Source organism: Paraburkholderia phytofirmans (assembly GCF_046028095.1).
Taxonomy (GTDB): Bacteria; Pseudomonadota; Gammaproteobacteria; order Burkholderiales; family Burkholderiaceae; genus Paraburkholderia; species Paraburkholderia phytofirmans_A.
The window spans coordinates 19,618-35,851 of record NZ_JAQQDJ010000022.1; the positions used below are offsets into that span (position 1 = coordinate 19,618).

Sequence of the window (16,234 nt, forward strand, 5' to 3'; positions counted from 1 at the left end):
GAGCCAACGCCAGCAAAAGCGCCCACACCATGCCCAAACTCGGAATGCGCGAAATCCGCCGCGCGCAGTTGATCGACGCCACGCTTCACACGATCGACCAGACCGGTCTCGCGGGCGCCACGCTGGCTTCGGTGGCGCAGCGCGCGAGCATTTCCACCGGCATCGTCAGCCACTATTTCGGCGACAAGGACGGCTTGCTCGAAGCCACCATGCGTCACGTGCTGCGCGATTTATGGCAGGCCACGTCGCGTCGGCGCCGAGCCGCAAAAGCGGACCCGCGCTCGAAATTGCGCGCGGTGGTCGCCGCGAATTTCGACGCCGAGCAGACCAGCGGCCCGGTCATGAAAACCTGGCTCGCGTTCTGGTCCGAGAGCATGCACAAGCCTCAATTGCGGCGGCTCCAATATGTGAACACGCGTCGCCTGAACTCGAATCTGTGCGCGGATTTTTCCAAGGCCATGCCGCGAGCCGCGGCGCGCCGTGCGGCGAGCGGCCTCGCGGCGCTGATCGACGGGCTGTGGCTGCGCGGCGCGCTGTCGGGCGAGCCGTTCGACACCAAAGCCGCGTTGCGCGTGGCCAACGACTATATCGATCTGGTCCTCGCATCGCGCGAGTAAGCACACGAGTAAGCGCACGATCAGACCGGCGACATCTTCAGAAAGGAGCAAGTCATGGCGGTATTCGCAACGCAAGGTCTCTATATCGGCGGAGGCTATGTCGACGCCACCAGCGGCGAAACCTTCGACACGCTCGACCCCGCCACCGGCGAAACGCTCGCGAGCGTACAGCAGGCCTCGGCGGCCGACGTCGATCGCGCCGTACGATCCGCGCAGCAAGGCCAACGCGAATGGGCCGCGCTCACGGCCATGCAGCGTTCGCGCATTCTGCGCCGCGCCGTCGAGCTTCTGCGCGAGCGCAACGACGAACTCGCCGCGCTCGAAACGCGCGACACCGGCAAGCCGATTGCGGAAACCCTCGCGGTGGATATCGTCACCGGTGCGGACGTGATCGAGTACTACGCGGGGCTCGCCACTGCGATCGAGGGACAGCAGATTCCGTTGCGGCCCACATCGTTCGTCTATACGCGGCGCGAACCGCTCGGCGTTTGCGCGGGCATCGGCGCATGGAACTACCCGATCCAGATCGCGTGCTGGAAGTCGGCGCCCGCGCTCGCGGCCGGCAACGCCATGATCTTCAAGCCGAGCGAAATGACGCCATTGTCGGCGCTGAAGCTCGCCGAGATCTATACCGAAGCCGGCGTGCCCGCAGGTGTATTCAACGTCGTGCAAGGCGATGGACGCGTCGGTGCAATGCTCGCCGCGCATCCGGAGATCGAGAAAATTTCGTTCACCGGCGGCGTGGAAACGGGCAAGAAGGTGATGTCGATGGCGGGCGCGTCGTCGCTGAAGGAAGTGACGATGGAACTCGGCGGCAAGTCGCCCCTGCTCGTGTTCGACGACGCAAACCTGGAACGCGCCGCCGACATCGCCATGAGCGCCAACTTCTTCAGCTCCGGGCAGGTGTGCACCAACGGCACGCGCGTGTTCGTGCAACGCGGCGTGCTCGAACGTTTCGAGGCCCTGGTGCTGGAACGCGTCAAGCGCATTCGCGTGGGCGCGCCCACCGACGCCGCCACCAACTTCGGCCCGCTGGTGAGCGCCGCGCAATTGCACAAAGTGCTGGGCTACATTGAAAGCGGCAAGCAGGAAGGCGCGCGGCTCGTGGCTGGCGGCGAACGTCTCACCGAGGGCCATTTCGCTAATGGCCAGTACGTCGAGCCGACCGTGTTCGCCGACTGTCATGACGACATGCGCATCGTGCGCGAAGAAATCTTCGGGCCGGTGATGAGCATTCTCGTTTTCGACGACGAAGACGAAGCCATCGCTCGCGCGAACCACACCGCCTATGGTCTCGCCGCGGGCGTCGTAACCGAGAACCTGGCGCGCGCGCATCGCGTGATTCATCGGCTGGAAGCAGGCATCTGCTGGATCAATACGTGGGGCGAGTCGCCCGCGGAAATGCCGGTGGGCGGCTACAAGCAGTCGGGCGTGGGCCGCGAAAACGGCATCACCACGCTCGAGCACTACACGCGCATCAAGTCCGTGCAGGTCGAACTCGGCCCATATCAACCGGTGTTCTAAAGAGAGCGCGCGATGGCTGCGAACGAATACGACTACATAATCGTGGGCGCGGGCTCGGCGGGCAACGTGCTCGCTTCGCGCCTGACTGAAGACGCGGACGTGACCGTGCTGCTGCTCGAAGCGGGCGGCCCCGACTACCGCTTCGACTTCCGCACGCAGATGCCGGCCGCGCTCGCCTTTCCGCTGCAAGGACGCCGCTACAACTGGGCGTACGAAACGGACCCCGAGCCGCATATGAACAACCGGCGCATGGAATGCGGGCGCGGCAAGGGGCTCGGCGGATCGTCGCTGATCAACGGCATGTGCTATATCCGCGGCAATGCGCTCGATTACGACGGCTGGGCCACGCACGCCGGCCTGGAAAACTGGACCTATCTGGATTGCCTGCCGTATTTCCGCAAGGCCGAAACACGCGATGCCGGTGCGAACGCGTACCACGGCGGCGACGGTCCTGTGCACGTGACCACCAGCAAGCCCGGCAACAACCCGCTCTTTGCGGCGATGGTCGAAGCCGGTGTGCAGGCCGGCTTTCCACGCACCGACGATCTGAACGGCTATCAGCAGGAAGGCTTTGGCCCGATGGATCGCACGGTCACGGCGAACGGCCGGCGCGCCAGCACGGCGCGCGGTTATCTGGATCGCGCGAAGGCGCGGCCGAATCTGACCATCGTCACGCATGCCGTGACGGATCGCGTGCTGTTCTCGGGCAAGCGCGCGGTCGGCGTCGCGTATCTGCATCATGGCAATGCGGTTAACGCGCAGGCGCGTCGCGAGGTGCTGGTGTGCAGCGGCGCGATTGCGTCGCCGCAATTACTGCAACGCTCAGGCGTGGGCCGCTCGACATGGCTGCGCGAACTCGACGTGCCGCTCGTTCACGATCTGCCTGGTGTCGGCGAGAACCTGCAGGACCATCTGGAGATGTACATCCAGTACGAGTGCAAGGAACCCGTTTCGCTTTACCCGGCGTTGCAGTGGTGGAATCAACCGGCTATCGGACTTGAATGGATGCTCAAGGGCACAGGCATCGGCGCGAGCAATCAGTTTGAAGCCGGCGGCTTCATCCGCACGCGCGACGACGATCTGTGGCCGAACATTCAGTATCACTTTCTGCCGGTCGCGATCAATTACAACGGTTCGAATGCGATCAAGATGCACGGCTTTCAGGCGCATGTCGGCTCGATGCGCTCGCCGAGCCGCGGCCGCGTGAAGCTCACGTCGCGCGATCCGAACGCGCACCCGAGCATCCTGTTCAACTACATGGCCGATCCGCTCGACTGGCGCGAGTTCCGCGACGGCATTCGCATCACGCGCGAGATCATGCGGCAACCGGTGCTCGACCGCTATCGCGGCCGCGAACTGAATCCCGGCGCAGAACTGACTACCGACGAACAGCTCGACACGTTCGTGCGCATGCGCGCGGAGACGGCGTTTCATCCGTCGTGTTCGTGCAAGATGGGCTATGACGAGATGGCGGTGGTCGATAACGAGGGCCGCGTGCACGGCATGCAAGCGCTGCGCGTGGTGGATGCGTCGATCATGCCACGCATCACGACTGGCAATCTGAACGCGCCGACCATCATGCTGGCCGAGAAGATCGCCGACCGGATTCGTGGACGCGAACCGCTGGCGCGGGTGGACACGCCCTACTTCGTGGCGAATGGCGTGGCGTCGAGGAAGCCGGAGACCGCGACGGTTTAACGTAACGCCGTTGTCTGCGCATAAGATTTTCTTTACCCTCGCGCAACTTATCGTCGATTGTCAGTGTCTGGCAAAAGCCGGATAGTGCGGCCTCAAGGCGTTTCAAAGAATCTTTTTGGAGCGCCTCTGCCGACAGACATTCAAGGAAACGCGAGAGATGAAGTTCAAAGCCCTCTGCCTCACGGCAACCGTGGCCTTTGCGTTGGCCGCTCCCATGAGCCACGCAGCCGATACCACGCAAGACAGCATCAAACGGACGGTCGACGCGGCGATCCAGCCGCTCATGGCGAAAGACGGCATTCATGGCATGGCGATCGGTGTCGTCGTCGAGGGCAAGCCTTATGTGTACAACTACGGCGTGGCGTCGACGGAAACCGGCAAGCCCGTAACGCGCGACACGCTGTTCGAACTCGGCTCGATCAGCAAGACCTTCACGGCGACGCTCGCTTCGTATGCGCAGGTCAGCGGCGATCTTTCCCTGTCGGATACGACGAGCAAGTACTTGCCCGTGCTTCAGGGTAGTCGGTTCGGCAACGTGAAGCTCGTCAATCTGGGCACGCATACGCCCGGCGGCCTGCCCTTGCAGGTGCCGGAGGAAATCCATAACAACGACGAACTCATGCAGTATTTCAAGGCATGGCAGCCCAGTTGCGCGCCGGGCACCTGCCGGACTTACGCCAATCCCGGCATCGGCACGCTCGGATTGATCACCGCAAAGAGCATGGGGCAGAATTTCACGGCGTTGATGGAACAGCGCATGTTTCCCGCACTGGGGTTGAAGAACAGTTATATCGACATCCCGCCAGCACGGATGCCGGACTACGCGCAGGGCTACAAGAAAGACGGCGCGCCGATCCGCGTGGCGCCCGGCGTGCTGTCCGCCGAAGCCTATGGCGTCAAATCCACCGCCGCCGACATGACGCGCTTCATGCAGGCCAACATGAATCTGCTTCAGCTCGACGCGAAGCTGCAGCGCGCGATCACGGACACGCACACCGGCTACTTCAAGGCAGGTGTGTTGACCCAGGATCTGATCTGGGAGCAATACGCGTATCCGGTCGCACTGAAGACCTTGCTGGCGGGCAATTCATCGGCGATGGTTTTGAATGCGACGCCCGCGGTCGAAATCAAGCCGCCGCTCGCGCCTCGTTCGAACGTCTGGATCAACAAGACCGGTTCGACCAATGGGTTCGGCGCGTATGTGGCTTTCGTGCCCGAGAAGCAGTTGGGCATTGTGATGCTGGCCAACAAGAACTTCCCGAACGAGGATCGGGTGGCTGCTGCTTATAAGATTCTGACGGCGCTTACTGAAGCCGCACATTGAATAGGGGCGACTCGCTCATGAACAGCTTGCGTTGCGTGCCGCTGATCGCTGCGGTCCTCATCAATCTGCCTTCGGCCAATGCCAGCGAAAAGGCGCTCGACGCCAAAGAGACCGTGGTGCTTCAACGCGTTCCCGTGCCGGGAACCGATCGCGAAATGGGCATGGGTATCGCCGAATTCCCACCCAATGCCGCCAAGCCGAAGCACAAGGCAACCGGGCCGGAGGTCGCCTATGTGCTCAAAGGTGAAATCACGGTGCAGGTCGAGGGTAGACCGCCGCTAGTTGTCCACGCCGGCGAGAGTTACCGGATGCCGGCGAATGTCGTTCACGTGACGAGAGCCGGACCGGCGGGCGCGAAAGTGCTGGCGACGTGGGCCTGGGTGCCTGGGAAGCCGTTTAATATTCGCGCTCGGAATTGAACGACCAGGGGTGCAGTTCAATGGACTGCACCCTGAGTCACGCGCTCACTCCCGCACCGGACTCAACACTCCCCGCGCATCCGTCTCAACCGCCTCCGACACCAGCGTCTCGAGCGCCAACCCGCGCGTCTCGATGCCCAGAATCCACACCGCTGCCGCCGCGATCACAAAACACATCGCGCCGAGCGAGAACACGCCGCCCTGGCCGAACATCGGCAACACCACGCCCACCACATAAGGTCCGATCAGCGAACCCACGCGGCCGATCGCCGACGCGAAGCCCGAACCCGTCGCGCGCGCACCGGTCCCGTACAACTCCGGCGTGTAGGTGTACAGCACCGCCCACATCGCGAACAGGAAGAACTGCATTGCCAACCCGGCGCAGATCAACAAGGTCGGCGTCTGCGCATGCAGCGCGGTTTGTCCATAGACGTAGGCCATCACCGCGCTGCCCGCAAGCGACGCGATGCAAGTCGGCTTACGGCCCCAACGTTCGACCAGCCACGCCGCGCAAATAAACCCGGGAATCCCGCCAAGCGAAATCAGCACCGTGTACAGCACCGACTTCGTCACCGCAAAGCCTGCCTGCTGCATCAACGCGCCGAGCCACGACGTCAGCCCATAGAAACCGAGCAGCGCGAAAAACCACAGCGTCCACACCATGATCGTGCGACGCCGGTAAGCCATGCTCCAGATCTCGCGGAACGCTCCCGTGCCCTTGGCGGCCGGCGGTTCTGCGAGCATGACAGGCGCGCGCAACTGGCTCAGCCCGGCCGCTTTCATCACCTTCACTTCGACCTCGGCGAGAATCTTGTCCGCCTCACCGAGACGTCCGCGATGTTCGAGCCAGCGCGGCGACTCCGGCACGACGCGGCGCACGATCAACACGAATACAGCGGGAACCGCGAGCAGCGCGAATTCCGTGCGCCAGCCGAAGGTCGGCAGGACGAAATACGACACCACGCCCGCAGTAATGAAGCCGAGCGGCCAGAAACCGTCCATCAGCGCGATCAGACGGCCGCGCGACGCAGCCGGCACGAACTCCGACAACAACGTCTGCGCGATCGGAAACTCCATGCCCATGCCGAAGCCGAGCAGCACGCGATAAAAGATCAACGCTTCCACGCTCTGCGCCGTCGAACACAGATACGACGCGAGTCCCCACAACACCATGCTCCACTGAAACACAGGCCGGCGTCCGAAGCGATCCGCCAGCAATCCGGCAATTGCCGCGCCGATCACCATGCCGAAGAAACTCGCGCTGGCCACCAGCCCCGCCGTTGCGGTCGATAAGCCGAATTCCGTCTTGATCGAACCGAGCACGAAGGTCATCGTGCCGAGATCGACGGAATCGAAAAAGAACGCGATGGCGATGATGATGAAAATGGTCCGGTGGTAACCGGAGAACGGCAGTCGTTCGAGTCGTGCGGCTGCGCTCGCGCGCGGCGGATAGGCGGTGGACATGTCATCCCCTGGTGGATGCGGCGCTTGCCGCGTGGGTACTCCTGAATGTTTTCAGTAGAAGCCGACATAAATCGGCCACATAGAAGAAATACGTCATCGGGATGGAACGGGTGCGCCGTTCCACACGCGCGGATCGTGGGGCTCAGGCCCGCAGACGCGCCCGCGCGGCGCCGGCAATGCGCTCGAGCGCCTCCGCGCTCAAGCGTGCGGCGATTCGTTCGACGTATTCATGATGACGCGCCTGCAACGGCGCGCCGAGTTGCTGCGCGAGGAGATAACGGATCAGCGCAATGCGCCGATGCCGCAGCACGATGCTCTGATCGAGCAGCGCGAGCGCGGCATGGGCATCGCCTTCGTGGCACGCGCGCTCGGTGAGGCGCGCGGTGGCTAGACGTGTCGACGTCATGGCGAATATCGAGGGATGAAACGCGCGAGCGGTTCGAACCGGACCGCTCGCCGCGCTTTACGACATCAGCGGCTCGGCCGCGTCGAGCATCATCTTCACGAAGTAGTCCGCGAAGCTGCGGCGCACGACGATGTCGAAGCTGCTCGCGCCGGTGGGTAGAAGCGTCATCGATGCCTTGAAATAGTGGCTCTGCGCGCACTGCCCTTCGCCGAACAGCTTGGGGTGCAGATCGAGCGGACAACCGCGCGACAACACTTCTCGCGTGCGCGTGCCGCTGATTTCGAGCACCGTATAACCGCTGCCGATATCCACCGCCGAAGCAAACACGCCCGCGAACGCCGCGCCGAGTTTCGCCTGCAACGGCGCGGTGCGCGTCGCGTCGTGCGCGGTGGCCGAGCGCACCAGCCACTCGTCGGGTCCGAGCCACATCACGTCGTAGCCGTCGCCGCGCGCCACGGTGTTCGCCTTCTCGGGCGGACGGCAGCCGAGCACGCTTTCAAAGGCGCGCACGAACGCGGCGTCACGCGTATCGCCGCGCACGTTCACGAGTTCCAGAAACGGCCGCTCGTTCAATCTGAACGCCGCGCTCGCCGTCGCCTGATGCTTCTTCAGCAGCGCGTCCGTGCCTACCAGCGGCGACTCCTGCCACACGCCGGTCTGCTTGCCGACAGCACGATCCACGACCGACGCCGTCCCTCTCGTTTCATTCCACATGTTGACGTGCTCCTTCGCTGTCGTAGAACACCGAACTGGTGACCTTCGCTGCAATCTGTTTGCCGCTCGAAAGCGGAATCGTGACCGTTTCGCCGATCTTGTCTAGACCGCCCTTGACGACCGCCATTGCGATCGAACGCTTCAGGATCGGGCTGTAATAGCTCGACGTGACGTGGCCGAGCATCGCCGCCGTCTCGCCCTGGAATGGACCCGCGACGATCTGCGAGCCTTCCGGTATCACGAACGACGGATCGTCCGAGAGCAGGCCGACCAGTTGCTTGCGCCCGGCCTTCGCCGTGTCAGAACGGGTCAGCGAACGCTTGCCGAGAAAGTCCTTCGACTTCGCGACGAGCCCGCCCATGCCGAGGTCGTACGGCGTCATCGAGCCGTCCGTATCCTGGCCGACGATGATGTAGCCCTTCTCCGCGCGCAGCACGTGCATGGTTTCGGTGCCGTACGGCGTGATGTCGAACTCGGCACCCGCGGCCATCAGCGCTTCCCACACCGCGCGCCCGACGTTCGCCGGCACGTTCACTTCATAAGCCAGTTCGCCCGAGAAGCTGATGCGCATCACGCGTGAGGCTGCGCCCGCTACCGTGCCTTCGCGATAACTCATGAACGGGAATGCCGCGTTCGCGAAGTCGATGTCCTGGCAGACCTTCTGCAGCACCTTGCGGCTATTCGGACCGACCACGGCAAAAGTCGCCCAATGGTCCGTCACCGACGCGAGCCGCACGCGCATGTCCGGCCATTCCGTCTGCAGCCAGCGTTCGAGCCACGTCAGCACGCGCGCCGCGCCGCCGGTGGTGGTCGTCATCATGTAGTGCTGGTCGGCGAGGCGCACGGTCACGCCGTCGTCGAAGATCATGCCGTTCTCGTCGAGCATCAGGCCGTAGCGGCACTTGCCGACTTCCAGCTTGTTCCACGGATTCGTGTAGACCCAGTTCAGCAGCTTCGCCGAATCCGGGCCCTGAATGTCGATCTTGCCGAGCGTCGAGGCGTCGAGAATGCCGACGCTCGTTCGCACCGCCAGCGATTCACGCGCCACCGCCGCGTGCATGTCTTCGCCCGCTTTCGGGTAGTACCACGGACGCTTCCAGTTGCCGACGTCCTCGAAGGCCGCGCCGTTTTCCACATGCCATTCGTGCACCGCCGTCTTGCGCACCGGATCGAGAAACTCGCCCAGCTCGCGGCCGGCGAACGTGCCGAAAGTGACCGGCGTGTAGTTCGGACGGAAGGTCGTGGTGCCGGTCTCGGGAATCGTCTTGCCGAGCGCCTGCGCGAGAATCGCCATGCCGTTGATATTGCCGAGCTTGCCCTGGTCGGTGCCGAAACCCATCGCGGTATAGCGTTTGACGTGCTCGACCGATTCGAAGCCCTCGCGCGCCGCGAGGAAAATATCCGCGGCCGACACGTCGTTCTGGAAGTCGATGAACTGCTTCGGCCCGCGCGTAGCCATCTCGCGGCCGCCGACCAGCCACAGCGGCTGCATCTTCGCTTCCGTGATCTCGGCCACCTGCACCGGATTGGGCCGCGCGACGATGAAGCCCGCCGCGCGCGCCGCGTCGACACCGGCATCGACTGCAAAGCGGATGCCCTGACCGAGTGTGAAGTCGCCGGCACAGGCGCCGACGCTCGTCTCCGGTTGCATGGCCTTGCCCGGCACGAAGCAGGCCTTCTCGTCATGCCAGTGCGCCTTGCCGCCCGACTGCGCGAACAGATGCAGCACCGGGCTCCAGCCGCCGGACATCGCGAGCAGATCGCACGAGAGTTCGCTTTGCTTCGCACCGACCTGTCCGTTCGAATACGACGCGACATCCGCCGACGCCACGCGCAGTTTGCCGTGCGCCGCCGTGATCACCGCGCCGTTCAACACCTTGACGCCGTAGCGGCGTGCCAAAGCAGGCAGCGTGCCTTTCGACTCGCTCGCGCGCGGATCGACCACCGTCACCTGAGCGCCGGCTGCTTTCAGATCGAGCGCGCATTGATAGCCGTCGTCGTTATTGGTGAACACCACCGCGTTGCGGCCCGGCAGCACCGCATAGCGATGCAGATACGTCGACACGGCCGACGCCAGCATCACGCCCGGAAGATCGTTGTTGCCGAACACGATAGGACGCTCGTGCGCGCCGGTCGCGAGAATCACGCGTTTCGCGCGGATCTTCCACATCAGTTCGCGCGTGCCCTTGCGTTGCGATACCGGCAGATGTTCGGTGAGCCGCTGCGTCACCGTCACGAGATTGTGGTCCTGATAGCCGAATGCCGTGCTGCGGCACAGGATCTTCACTTCGGGCATCTGCCGCAATTCGTCTTCGATCTTCTGCACCCAGTGGAGCGCCGGCTTGCCGTCGATCTCCGCGCGGCACGAGAGCAGCGAGCCGCCGAGTTCCGGCTGATCGTCGACCAGCGTCACGCGCGCGCCGGACAATGCGGCGGCATGCGCGGCCGCGAGGCCGGTCGGGCCACCGCCCACCACCAGCACGTCGCAATGCGCAAAGCACTTGTCGTAGCGATCCGCGTCAGTATGTTCCGGCGCCTTGCCGAGACCGGCGGCGTCGCGGATCACTTCTTCGTACTTCGGCCAGAACTTGCGCGGCCACATGAAGGTCTTGTAGTAGAAGCCCGCCGGAATGAAGCGCGCGAACTTCTGGTTCACCGCCATGCGGTCTTTCTCGATGCTCGGCTTCGCGTTCACGCTGGTGGCTACCAGGCCCTGATACAACTCGACTTCGGTCGCGCGCGCATTCGGCACCGTGTACGCGCCCGTTTCGAGTTGCACGACCGCATTCGGTTCTTCCACGCCCGCCGTGACGATGCCGCGCGGCCGATGATATTTCCAGCTGCGCGCGACGAAATGCTCGCCATTCGCGAGCAGCGCCGAAGCCAGCGTGTCGCCCTGATAGCCCTGGTACTGGCGGCCGTTGAAGGTGAACGTCAGCGGCTGGGCGCGATTGATGCGGCCGCCGTTCGGGAGTCGGTCTTTCTGGCTCATGATGCCTTGCCCTCTTGTGCCGTGTTTTGTGCCTTGTTTTGTGCCGTGTTTTGCGGGTTAGCCTCAGCGCTATCCATGGCGAGCAACGGACGCTCGAACGTCTCGTAGCCCTGAATCTCATAACTCACCGTGTCGCGCTGCGCCTTGAACCAGCGGCGGCAGCCTTGCGTGTGCATCCATTGCTCGCGATGCACGCCGCGCGGATTCTTGCGCATGAACAGGTAGTCGCCCCATTCCTTGTCGGTGAGTTTTTCGGTGTCGAGCGGACGGGCAATGTCCGCTTCGCCGCCGCAGGAAAATTCGGTTTCGGCGCGGGGCCCGCACCACGGGCATTCGATCAATAACATTTCTTTGTCCTCGTTCCAGTGCGTGGCGTTAGTGGGCAACGGCGGCGGCGCCGTGTTCGTCGATCAGGTGGCCGGTATAGAAACGCTCCAGCGAGAAAGCCGCGTTCAATGGATGCGGCTCATCCTTCGCAATGGTGTGCGCGTACGCCCATCCGGAACCCGGCGTCGCCTTGAAGCCGCCCGTGCCCCAGCCGCAATTGAAGTACAGCCCCTTCACGTCGGTCTTGCTGATGATCGGGCATGCATCCGGCGAGACATCCACGATGCCGCCCCACTGACGGTTCATCCGCACCCGTGAGAACACCGGGAACATTTCGACGATTGCTTCGAGCGTGCCTTCGATAATCTGGAAACTGCCGCGCTGTCCAAAGCCCGTGTACTGGTCCACGCCCGCGCCGATCACCAGATCGCCCTTGTCGGACTGGCTGATATACGCGTGCACCGCGTTCGACATCACCACCGTGTTGACCACCGGCTTGATCGGCTCCGATACCAGCGCCTGCAACGGATGGCTCTCCAGCGGCAGCCGCACGCCGGCCATGTCGGCGAGCGTCGAAGTATTGCCCGCTGCCACGATCGCGACTTTCTTCGCCTTGATGAAACCCTTCGTGGTGTCCACGCCGACCACCTGACTGCCGTTGCGGCGAATGCCCGTGACCTGGCAGTTCTGCACGATATCGACGCCCGCCTGATCCGCGCCGCGCGCGAAGCCCCAGGCCACCGCATCGTGACGCGCCACGCCGCCGCGGCGCTGAATCGACGCGCCGAGCACCGGATAGCGGCTATTCAAGTTGATGGTCGGCTCGATTTCCTTGATCTGCGCGGGCGTGAGGAATTCGGCGTCCACGCCGTTCAGCCGGTTCGCATTCACGCGGCGCTCGGTGTCGCGCACGTCCTGCAGCGTGTGCGCAAGGTTCATCACGCCGCGCTGGCTGAACATGACGTTGTAGTTCAGATCCTGCGAGAGCCCTTCCCACAGCTTCATCGCTTTCTCATAGAGCGCAGCCGACTCGTCCCACAGATAGTTCGAGCGCACGATCGTCGTATTACGCGCCGTATTGCCGCCGCCGATCCAGCCCTTCTCCAGTACGGCTACGTTGCGCACGCCATGTTCCTTCGCCAGGTAATACGCGGTGGCAAGACCATGCCCGCCGCCGCCGACGATCACGACGTCGTATTCACGTTTGGGCTCGGGGCTCTTCCACTGTCGCTCCCAGTTCTCGTGATACGACATCCCGTTGCGCAACAGGCTGAATATCGAATAGCGGCTCATCGTGGGTCCTTGTCGGTGCTGTCTATGCTGGTGTTTCGTGTTTGATAATGCGGGATTCAACACTCGATGACGTTCACGGCCAACCCGCCGCGCGACGTCTCCTTGTATTTCGTCTTCATATCGGCGCCGGTTTCGCGCATTGTCTTGATCACGTTGTCGAGCGACACGTAATGCTGGCCGTCGCCCTTCATCGCCATGCGCGCGGCGTTCAGCGCCTTGATCGCGCCCATTGCGTTGCGTTCGATGCACGGAATCTGCACGAGTCCGCCGACCGGATCGCAGGTCATGCCGAGGTTATGTTCCATGCCGATTTCGGCGGCGTTTTCAACTTGCGTCGGCGTGCCGCCCATCACGGCGGCGAGCGCCGCGGCGGCCATCGAGCAGGCCACGCCCACTTCGCCCTGGCAGCCCACTTCGGCGCCGGAGATCGACGCCGTCTCTTTGTAGATGATGCCGATCGCCGCGGCCGTCAGCAGGAAGTTGACGATGCCCTCGTCGTTCGACGCGTGCATGAACTTCACGTAGTAGTGCAGCACCGCCGGAATCACGCCGGCCGCGCCGTTGGTCGGCGCCGTGACGACGCGGCCGCCCGCCGCGTTTTCTTCGTTGACGGCCATGGCGTAGAGGTTGACCCAGTCGAGCATGGAGAGCGGATCGCGCAGCGACTCTTCCGAGCGCGAACGCAACTGTCCGCACAGATCGGCGGCACGGCGCTTCACGTGCATCGGACCGGGCAACTCGCCGCGCACCTTGCAGCCGCGTTCGACGCACGCGGACATGGTGCGCCAGATCGCCAGCAAGCCTTCGCGCACTTCCTGTTCGGGACGCGTCGCGCATTCGTTGCGCAACGTGACCTGCGCGATCGACAATCCGGTTTCGCGGCAGACGCGCATCAGATCGTCGCCGGTACGAAACGGATACGGCACGTCCGCGCCGGCGCGCACGCCGTTCACGCGATCGCCTTCGCGATTCACCACGAAGCCGCCGCCGATCGAGTAATACTCCTTCTCCACCAGCAGTTGGCCGTTTTCGTCGAAGGCCTGAAAGCGCATGCCGTTCGGATGCACGATGCCCGAGCCCGGCGCACCCGGCATCAGCTTGCGGAAAAAGCCCAGATGCTCGCGCTCGTCGAATTTGACGGGATGCTTGCCGAGCAGCACCAGTTGTTTTGTCGCGCGGATCGCTTGCAGGCGCGGCTCGATCAGGTCCGGGTCGATGGAATCGGGCAGATTGCCTTCGAGTCCCAGCAGCACCGCCTTGTCCGTGCCGTGGCCCTTGCCGGTCGCGCCGAGCGAGCCGAACAGGTCGGCTTTCACGCTGCACACGAAGCCGAGCAGATTGGCGTCTTCGATATGCGACGCGAAGCGGCATGCAGCGATCATCGGCCCCACGGTGTGCGAGCTTGAAGGACCGATACCGATCTTGAACAGATCGAAGACGCTGACGTTCATGGCGTGCCTTGTGCGTTGCGATGCCTTGGGTGGATTGGCCTCTATTGCACCGCAGGTCAAATTGAACCGATAGAATAAAAACGGCATGGCAGTGGGATAGTGGCGTCAATGGGCGCGCCGGCAAAGGTCCGCGGCGTATTTACGAAGACTTCTGACGCATTTGCGACAGGCGTCGGCGGTACGGCTCGCGATGCTGACGGCAGGCCTTCACCGAGCGCGACAGCGCGTCCGATCCCCGGTGCTATGCTTGATCCAACCCTTTCCCTTGCTGGCTGCATGCATGAATTCCGCTGAACCGCTTCCCCTTCAATCGATCGACGGTACTTCGAAGCAGCGCATCCGCTTCGGCATCATTCTGTTGCCGAACTTCACGCTGACGGCGTTTTCGGGTTTCGTCGACCTGCTGCGCCTGTCCGCGGACGAAGGCGATTTCAGCAAGCCCGTGCGCTGTTCGTGGAGCGTGATAGGGGAAACCCTTGCTCCGGTGCGCGCGAGTTGCGGCATCCAGATCACGCCGTGGGAGACGTTCGACACCGCCGAGCCGTTCGATTACGTCGTGGTGGTGGGCGGCCTGCTGCATTTCGGGCCGGCCGCGAACGACGCCACGCTCGCCTTTATCCGGCGCGCCGCCGCCACGGACGCGACGCTCGTCGGCATGTGCACCGGCGTGTTCTCGCTGATGCGCGCGGGCGTGCTCGACGGTTACCGCATTTGCGTGAGCTGGTTTCACTACTGGGATTTCATCGAGCGCTTTCCGTCGGTGAACGAGGAAGCGTTGATCGCCGACCGGCTGTTCGTGATCGACCGGCGGCGCATTACGTGTTCCGGCGGACGCGCGTCGATCGACGTGGCCGCCGCGATCCTGTTGCGTCACTTCGAAACCGCCACGGTGCAGAAGGCGCTGCGCATTCTGCTCGTCGACGACATGCAGAAAGGCAACGCGCCGCAGCCGCATCCGCCGGGACTCGCGCCGGCCACGCATCCGAAGGTCAAGCGCGCGATTCTGCTGATGGAGCAGCATGTGGGGCGCTCGCTGTCGCTCGATGAACTTGCGGGAAAGCTCGATCTTTCGCCGCGTCAGCTGGAACGGCTATTTAAGGCGGAAACGGGCAAGGCGCCGCAGGCCTACGCGAAGCAGGTGCGGTTGCGCACTGCCGCGTGGCTGTTGACGAGTTCGGATAAGACGGTGGCGGATATTGCTTCGAGTTGCGGGTTTTCGGATGCTTCGCATCTGGGCCGCGAATTCCGCAAGCAATTCGGTTTGCCGCCGATGATGTATCGCGAGCAGCGCGGCACGGCGGCTGAGGCGGAAGAAAGCGGGGACTATGATGAGACGTTTCCGGGGCGGGCGCAGGCGATTTGAAGTTGGCGATGCGACGTAGCTTTGCCAGCTACTCTTTCGGCGCCTGTCCGGATCTGTTGATCGGGACACGCGCGCGCGGCGAAAAATCAAAAACTCAGCGCGGGTTCTCGTAAAACCCGAAACGTTGCCGAGCAAAGTTCATGACATCCGGAGGACCACCGAGAACGCCGGTTCCGCCTTCCCATCCTCGATCGGCGTAGAAGAACCATTCTCCCGATAAGGGCAAGACTGCATACTGCTCCGAATAAAAACCGATCGCATCAGCCGGACTGTCGCCAGGGTCCTTCATCAGTATTTCGAAGAAATCGTCGTCGGAATGTTGCGGTTCGACTATGAATCCCGGGTACTTGCCGAAATGCATATTGAAGTAGCTGAACGGGTCCGGACTGAGAACCACAACAGCGAACTCTCCGGCTCCGTTGAACGCCGCAATGCTCCGGATAAGATCATGAAAAACTTGCGTCCCAAGGTTTGATGAGTCGTAGTGCAACAACTCCGAGGCCGGGGTGACGGCAACTCGTGCCATACACTCGCGCGCGCCGCCAAAGCGGTGTGAATATTTCGAGGTCTTTAATGTATTCTATGTTGCCCATTAGCTCTCACAGATCGCCCGCGAATGATCTTGCGCAGGCTTGGTCGCAA

14 protein-coding genes are annotated in these 16,234 nt (G+C 63.2%); 6 read left to right on the plus strand and 8 right to left on the minus strand.

Annotated elements, in window-relative coordinates:
- Positions 1-29 precede the first annotated feature (29 nt).
- The 5 genes from betI (at position 30) to PQR54_RS36580 (ending at position 5,582) form a co-directional block, all read left to right on the plus strand.
- Positions 30-617, plus strand: coding sequence for a transcriptional regulator BetI (gene betI / locus PQR54_RS36560; protein ID WP_408254520.1), 588 nt, complete (start codon positions 30-32; stop codon positions 615-617).
- 54 nt (positions 618-671) lie between these two features.
- Positions 672-2,141 (plus strand): betaine-aldehyde dehydrogenase, encoded by a 1,470-nt coding sequence (gene betB, locus PQR54_RS36565; RefSeq protein ID WP_408254523.1) that lies wholly within the window; start codon positions 672-674, stop codon positions 2,139-2,141.
- Between the two features lie 12 nt (positions 2,142-2,153).
- Positions 2,154-3,839, plus strand: a complete 1,686-nt coding sequence (gene betA, locus PQR54_RS36570; protein WP_408254526.1) for a choline dehydrogenase — start codon at positions 2,154-2,156, stop codon at positions 3,837-3,839.
- A 157-nt stretch (positions 3,840-3,996) separates the two neighbouring features.
- Complete coding sequence (gene ampC / locus PQR54_RS36575; RefSeq protein WP_408254530.1) at positions 3,997-5,163, plus strand: class C beta-lactamase; 1,167 nt, start codon at positions 3,997-3,999, stop codon at positions 5,161-5,163.
- Between the two features lie 17 nt (positions 5,164-5,180).
- Positions 5,181-5,582: a cupin domain-containing protein gene (locus PQR54_RS36580; RefSeq protein ID WP_408254533.1), complete on the plus strand. Its 402-nt coding sequence runs from the start codon at positions 5,181-5,183 to the stop codon at positions 5,580-5,582.
- 45 nt (positions 5,583-5,627) lie between these two features.
- Here the strand turns inward: PQR54_RS36580 and PQR54_RS36585 are convergent, their stop codons facing one another.
- From PQR54_RS36585 to PQR54_RS36615, 7 genes are all read right to left on the minus strand, one after another.
- A complete protein-coding gene (locus tag PQR54_RS36585) occupies positions 5,628-7,046 on the minus strand; it encodes an MFS transporter (protein ID WP_408254536.1) in 1,419 nt (472 codons plus the stop codon).
- A gap of 142 nt (positions 7,047-7,188) precedes the next feature.
- Complete coding sequence (locus PQR54_RS36590) at positions 7,189-7,452, minus strand: hypothetical protein (protein ID WP_408254539.1); 264 nt, start codon at positions 7,450-7,452, stop codon at positions 7,189-7,191.
- 57 nt (positions 7,453-7,509) lie between these two features.
- Positions 7,510-8,166, minus strand: coding sequence for a sarcosine oxidase subunit gamma (locus PQR54_RS36595; protein WP_408254542.1), 657 nt, complete (start codon positions 8,164-8,166; stop codon positions 7,510-7,512).
- Positions 8,156-11,158 (minus strand): sarcosine oxidase subunit alpha family protein, encoded by a 3,003-nt coding sequence (locus tag PQR54_RS36600; protein WP_408254545.1) that lies wholly within the window; start codon positions 11,156-11,158, stop codon positions 8,156-8,158. The genes PQR54_RS36595 and PQR54_RS36600 overlap by 11 nt, the downstream gene beginning before the upstream one ends.
- Positions 11,155-11,505, minus strand: coding sequence for a sarcosine oxidase subunit delta (locus PQR54_RS36605; RefSeq protein ID WP_408254548.1), 351 nt, complete (start codon positions 11,503-11,505; stop codon positions 11,155-11,157). The genes PQR54_RS36600 and PQR54_RS36605 overlap by 4 nt, the downstream gene beginning before the upstream one ends.
- A 28-nt stretch (positions 11,506-11,533) precedes the next feature.
- The gene (locus PQR54_RS36610; protein ID WP_408254550.1) at positions 11,534-12,778 is read right to left on the minus strand and encodes a sarcosine oxidase subunit beta family protein; all 1,245 of its coding nucleotides are present in this window, start codon (positions 12,776-12,778) and stop codon (positions 11,534-11,536) included.
- Positions 12,779-12,834: 56 nt separating this feature from the next.
- On the minus strand, positions 12,835-14,229 hold the full coding sequence (locus PQR54_RS36615; protein ID WP_408254553.1) for an L-serine ammonia-lyase: 1,395 nt from the start codon (positions 14,227-14,229) through the stop codon (positions 12,835-12,837).
- Between the two features lie 280 nt (positions 14,230-14,509).
- Between PQR54_RS36615 and PQR54_RS36620 the strand changes: the two genes are divergently transcribed.
- Positions 14,510-15,592 carry a GlxA family transcriptional regulator gene (locus tag PQR54_RS36620; RefSeq protein WP_408254556.1) on the plus strand — a complete coding sequence of 361 codons (1,083 nt, stop codon included), beginning with the start codon at positions 14,510-14,512 and terminating at the stop codon, positions 15,590-15,592.
- Positions 15,593-15,686: 94 nt separating this feature from the next.
- Here the strand turns inward: PQR54_RS36620 and PQR54_RS36625 are convergent, their stop codons facing one another.
- Positions 15,687-16,118 carry a hypothetical protein gene (locus tag PQR54_RS36625; RefSeq protein WP_408254557.1) on the minus strand — a complete coding sequence of 144 codons (432 nt, stop codon included), beginning with the start codon at positions 16,116-16,118 and terminating at the stop codon, positions 15,687-15,689.
- Between the last annotated feature and the right edge of the window lie 116 nt (positions 16,119-16,234).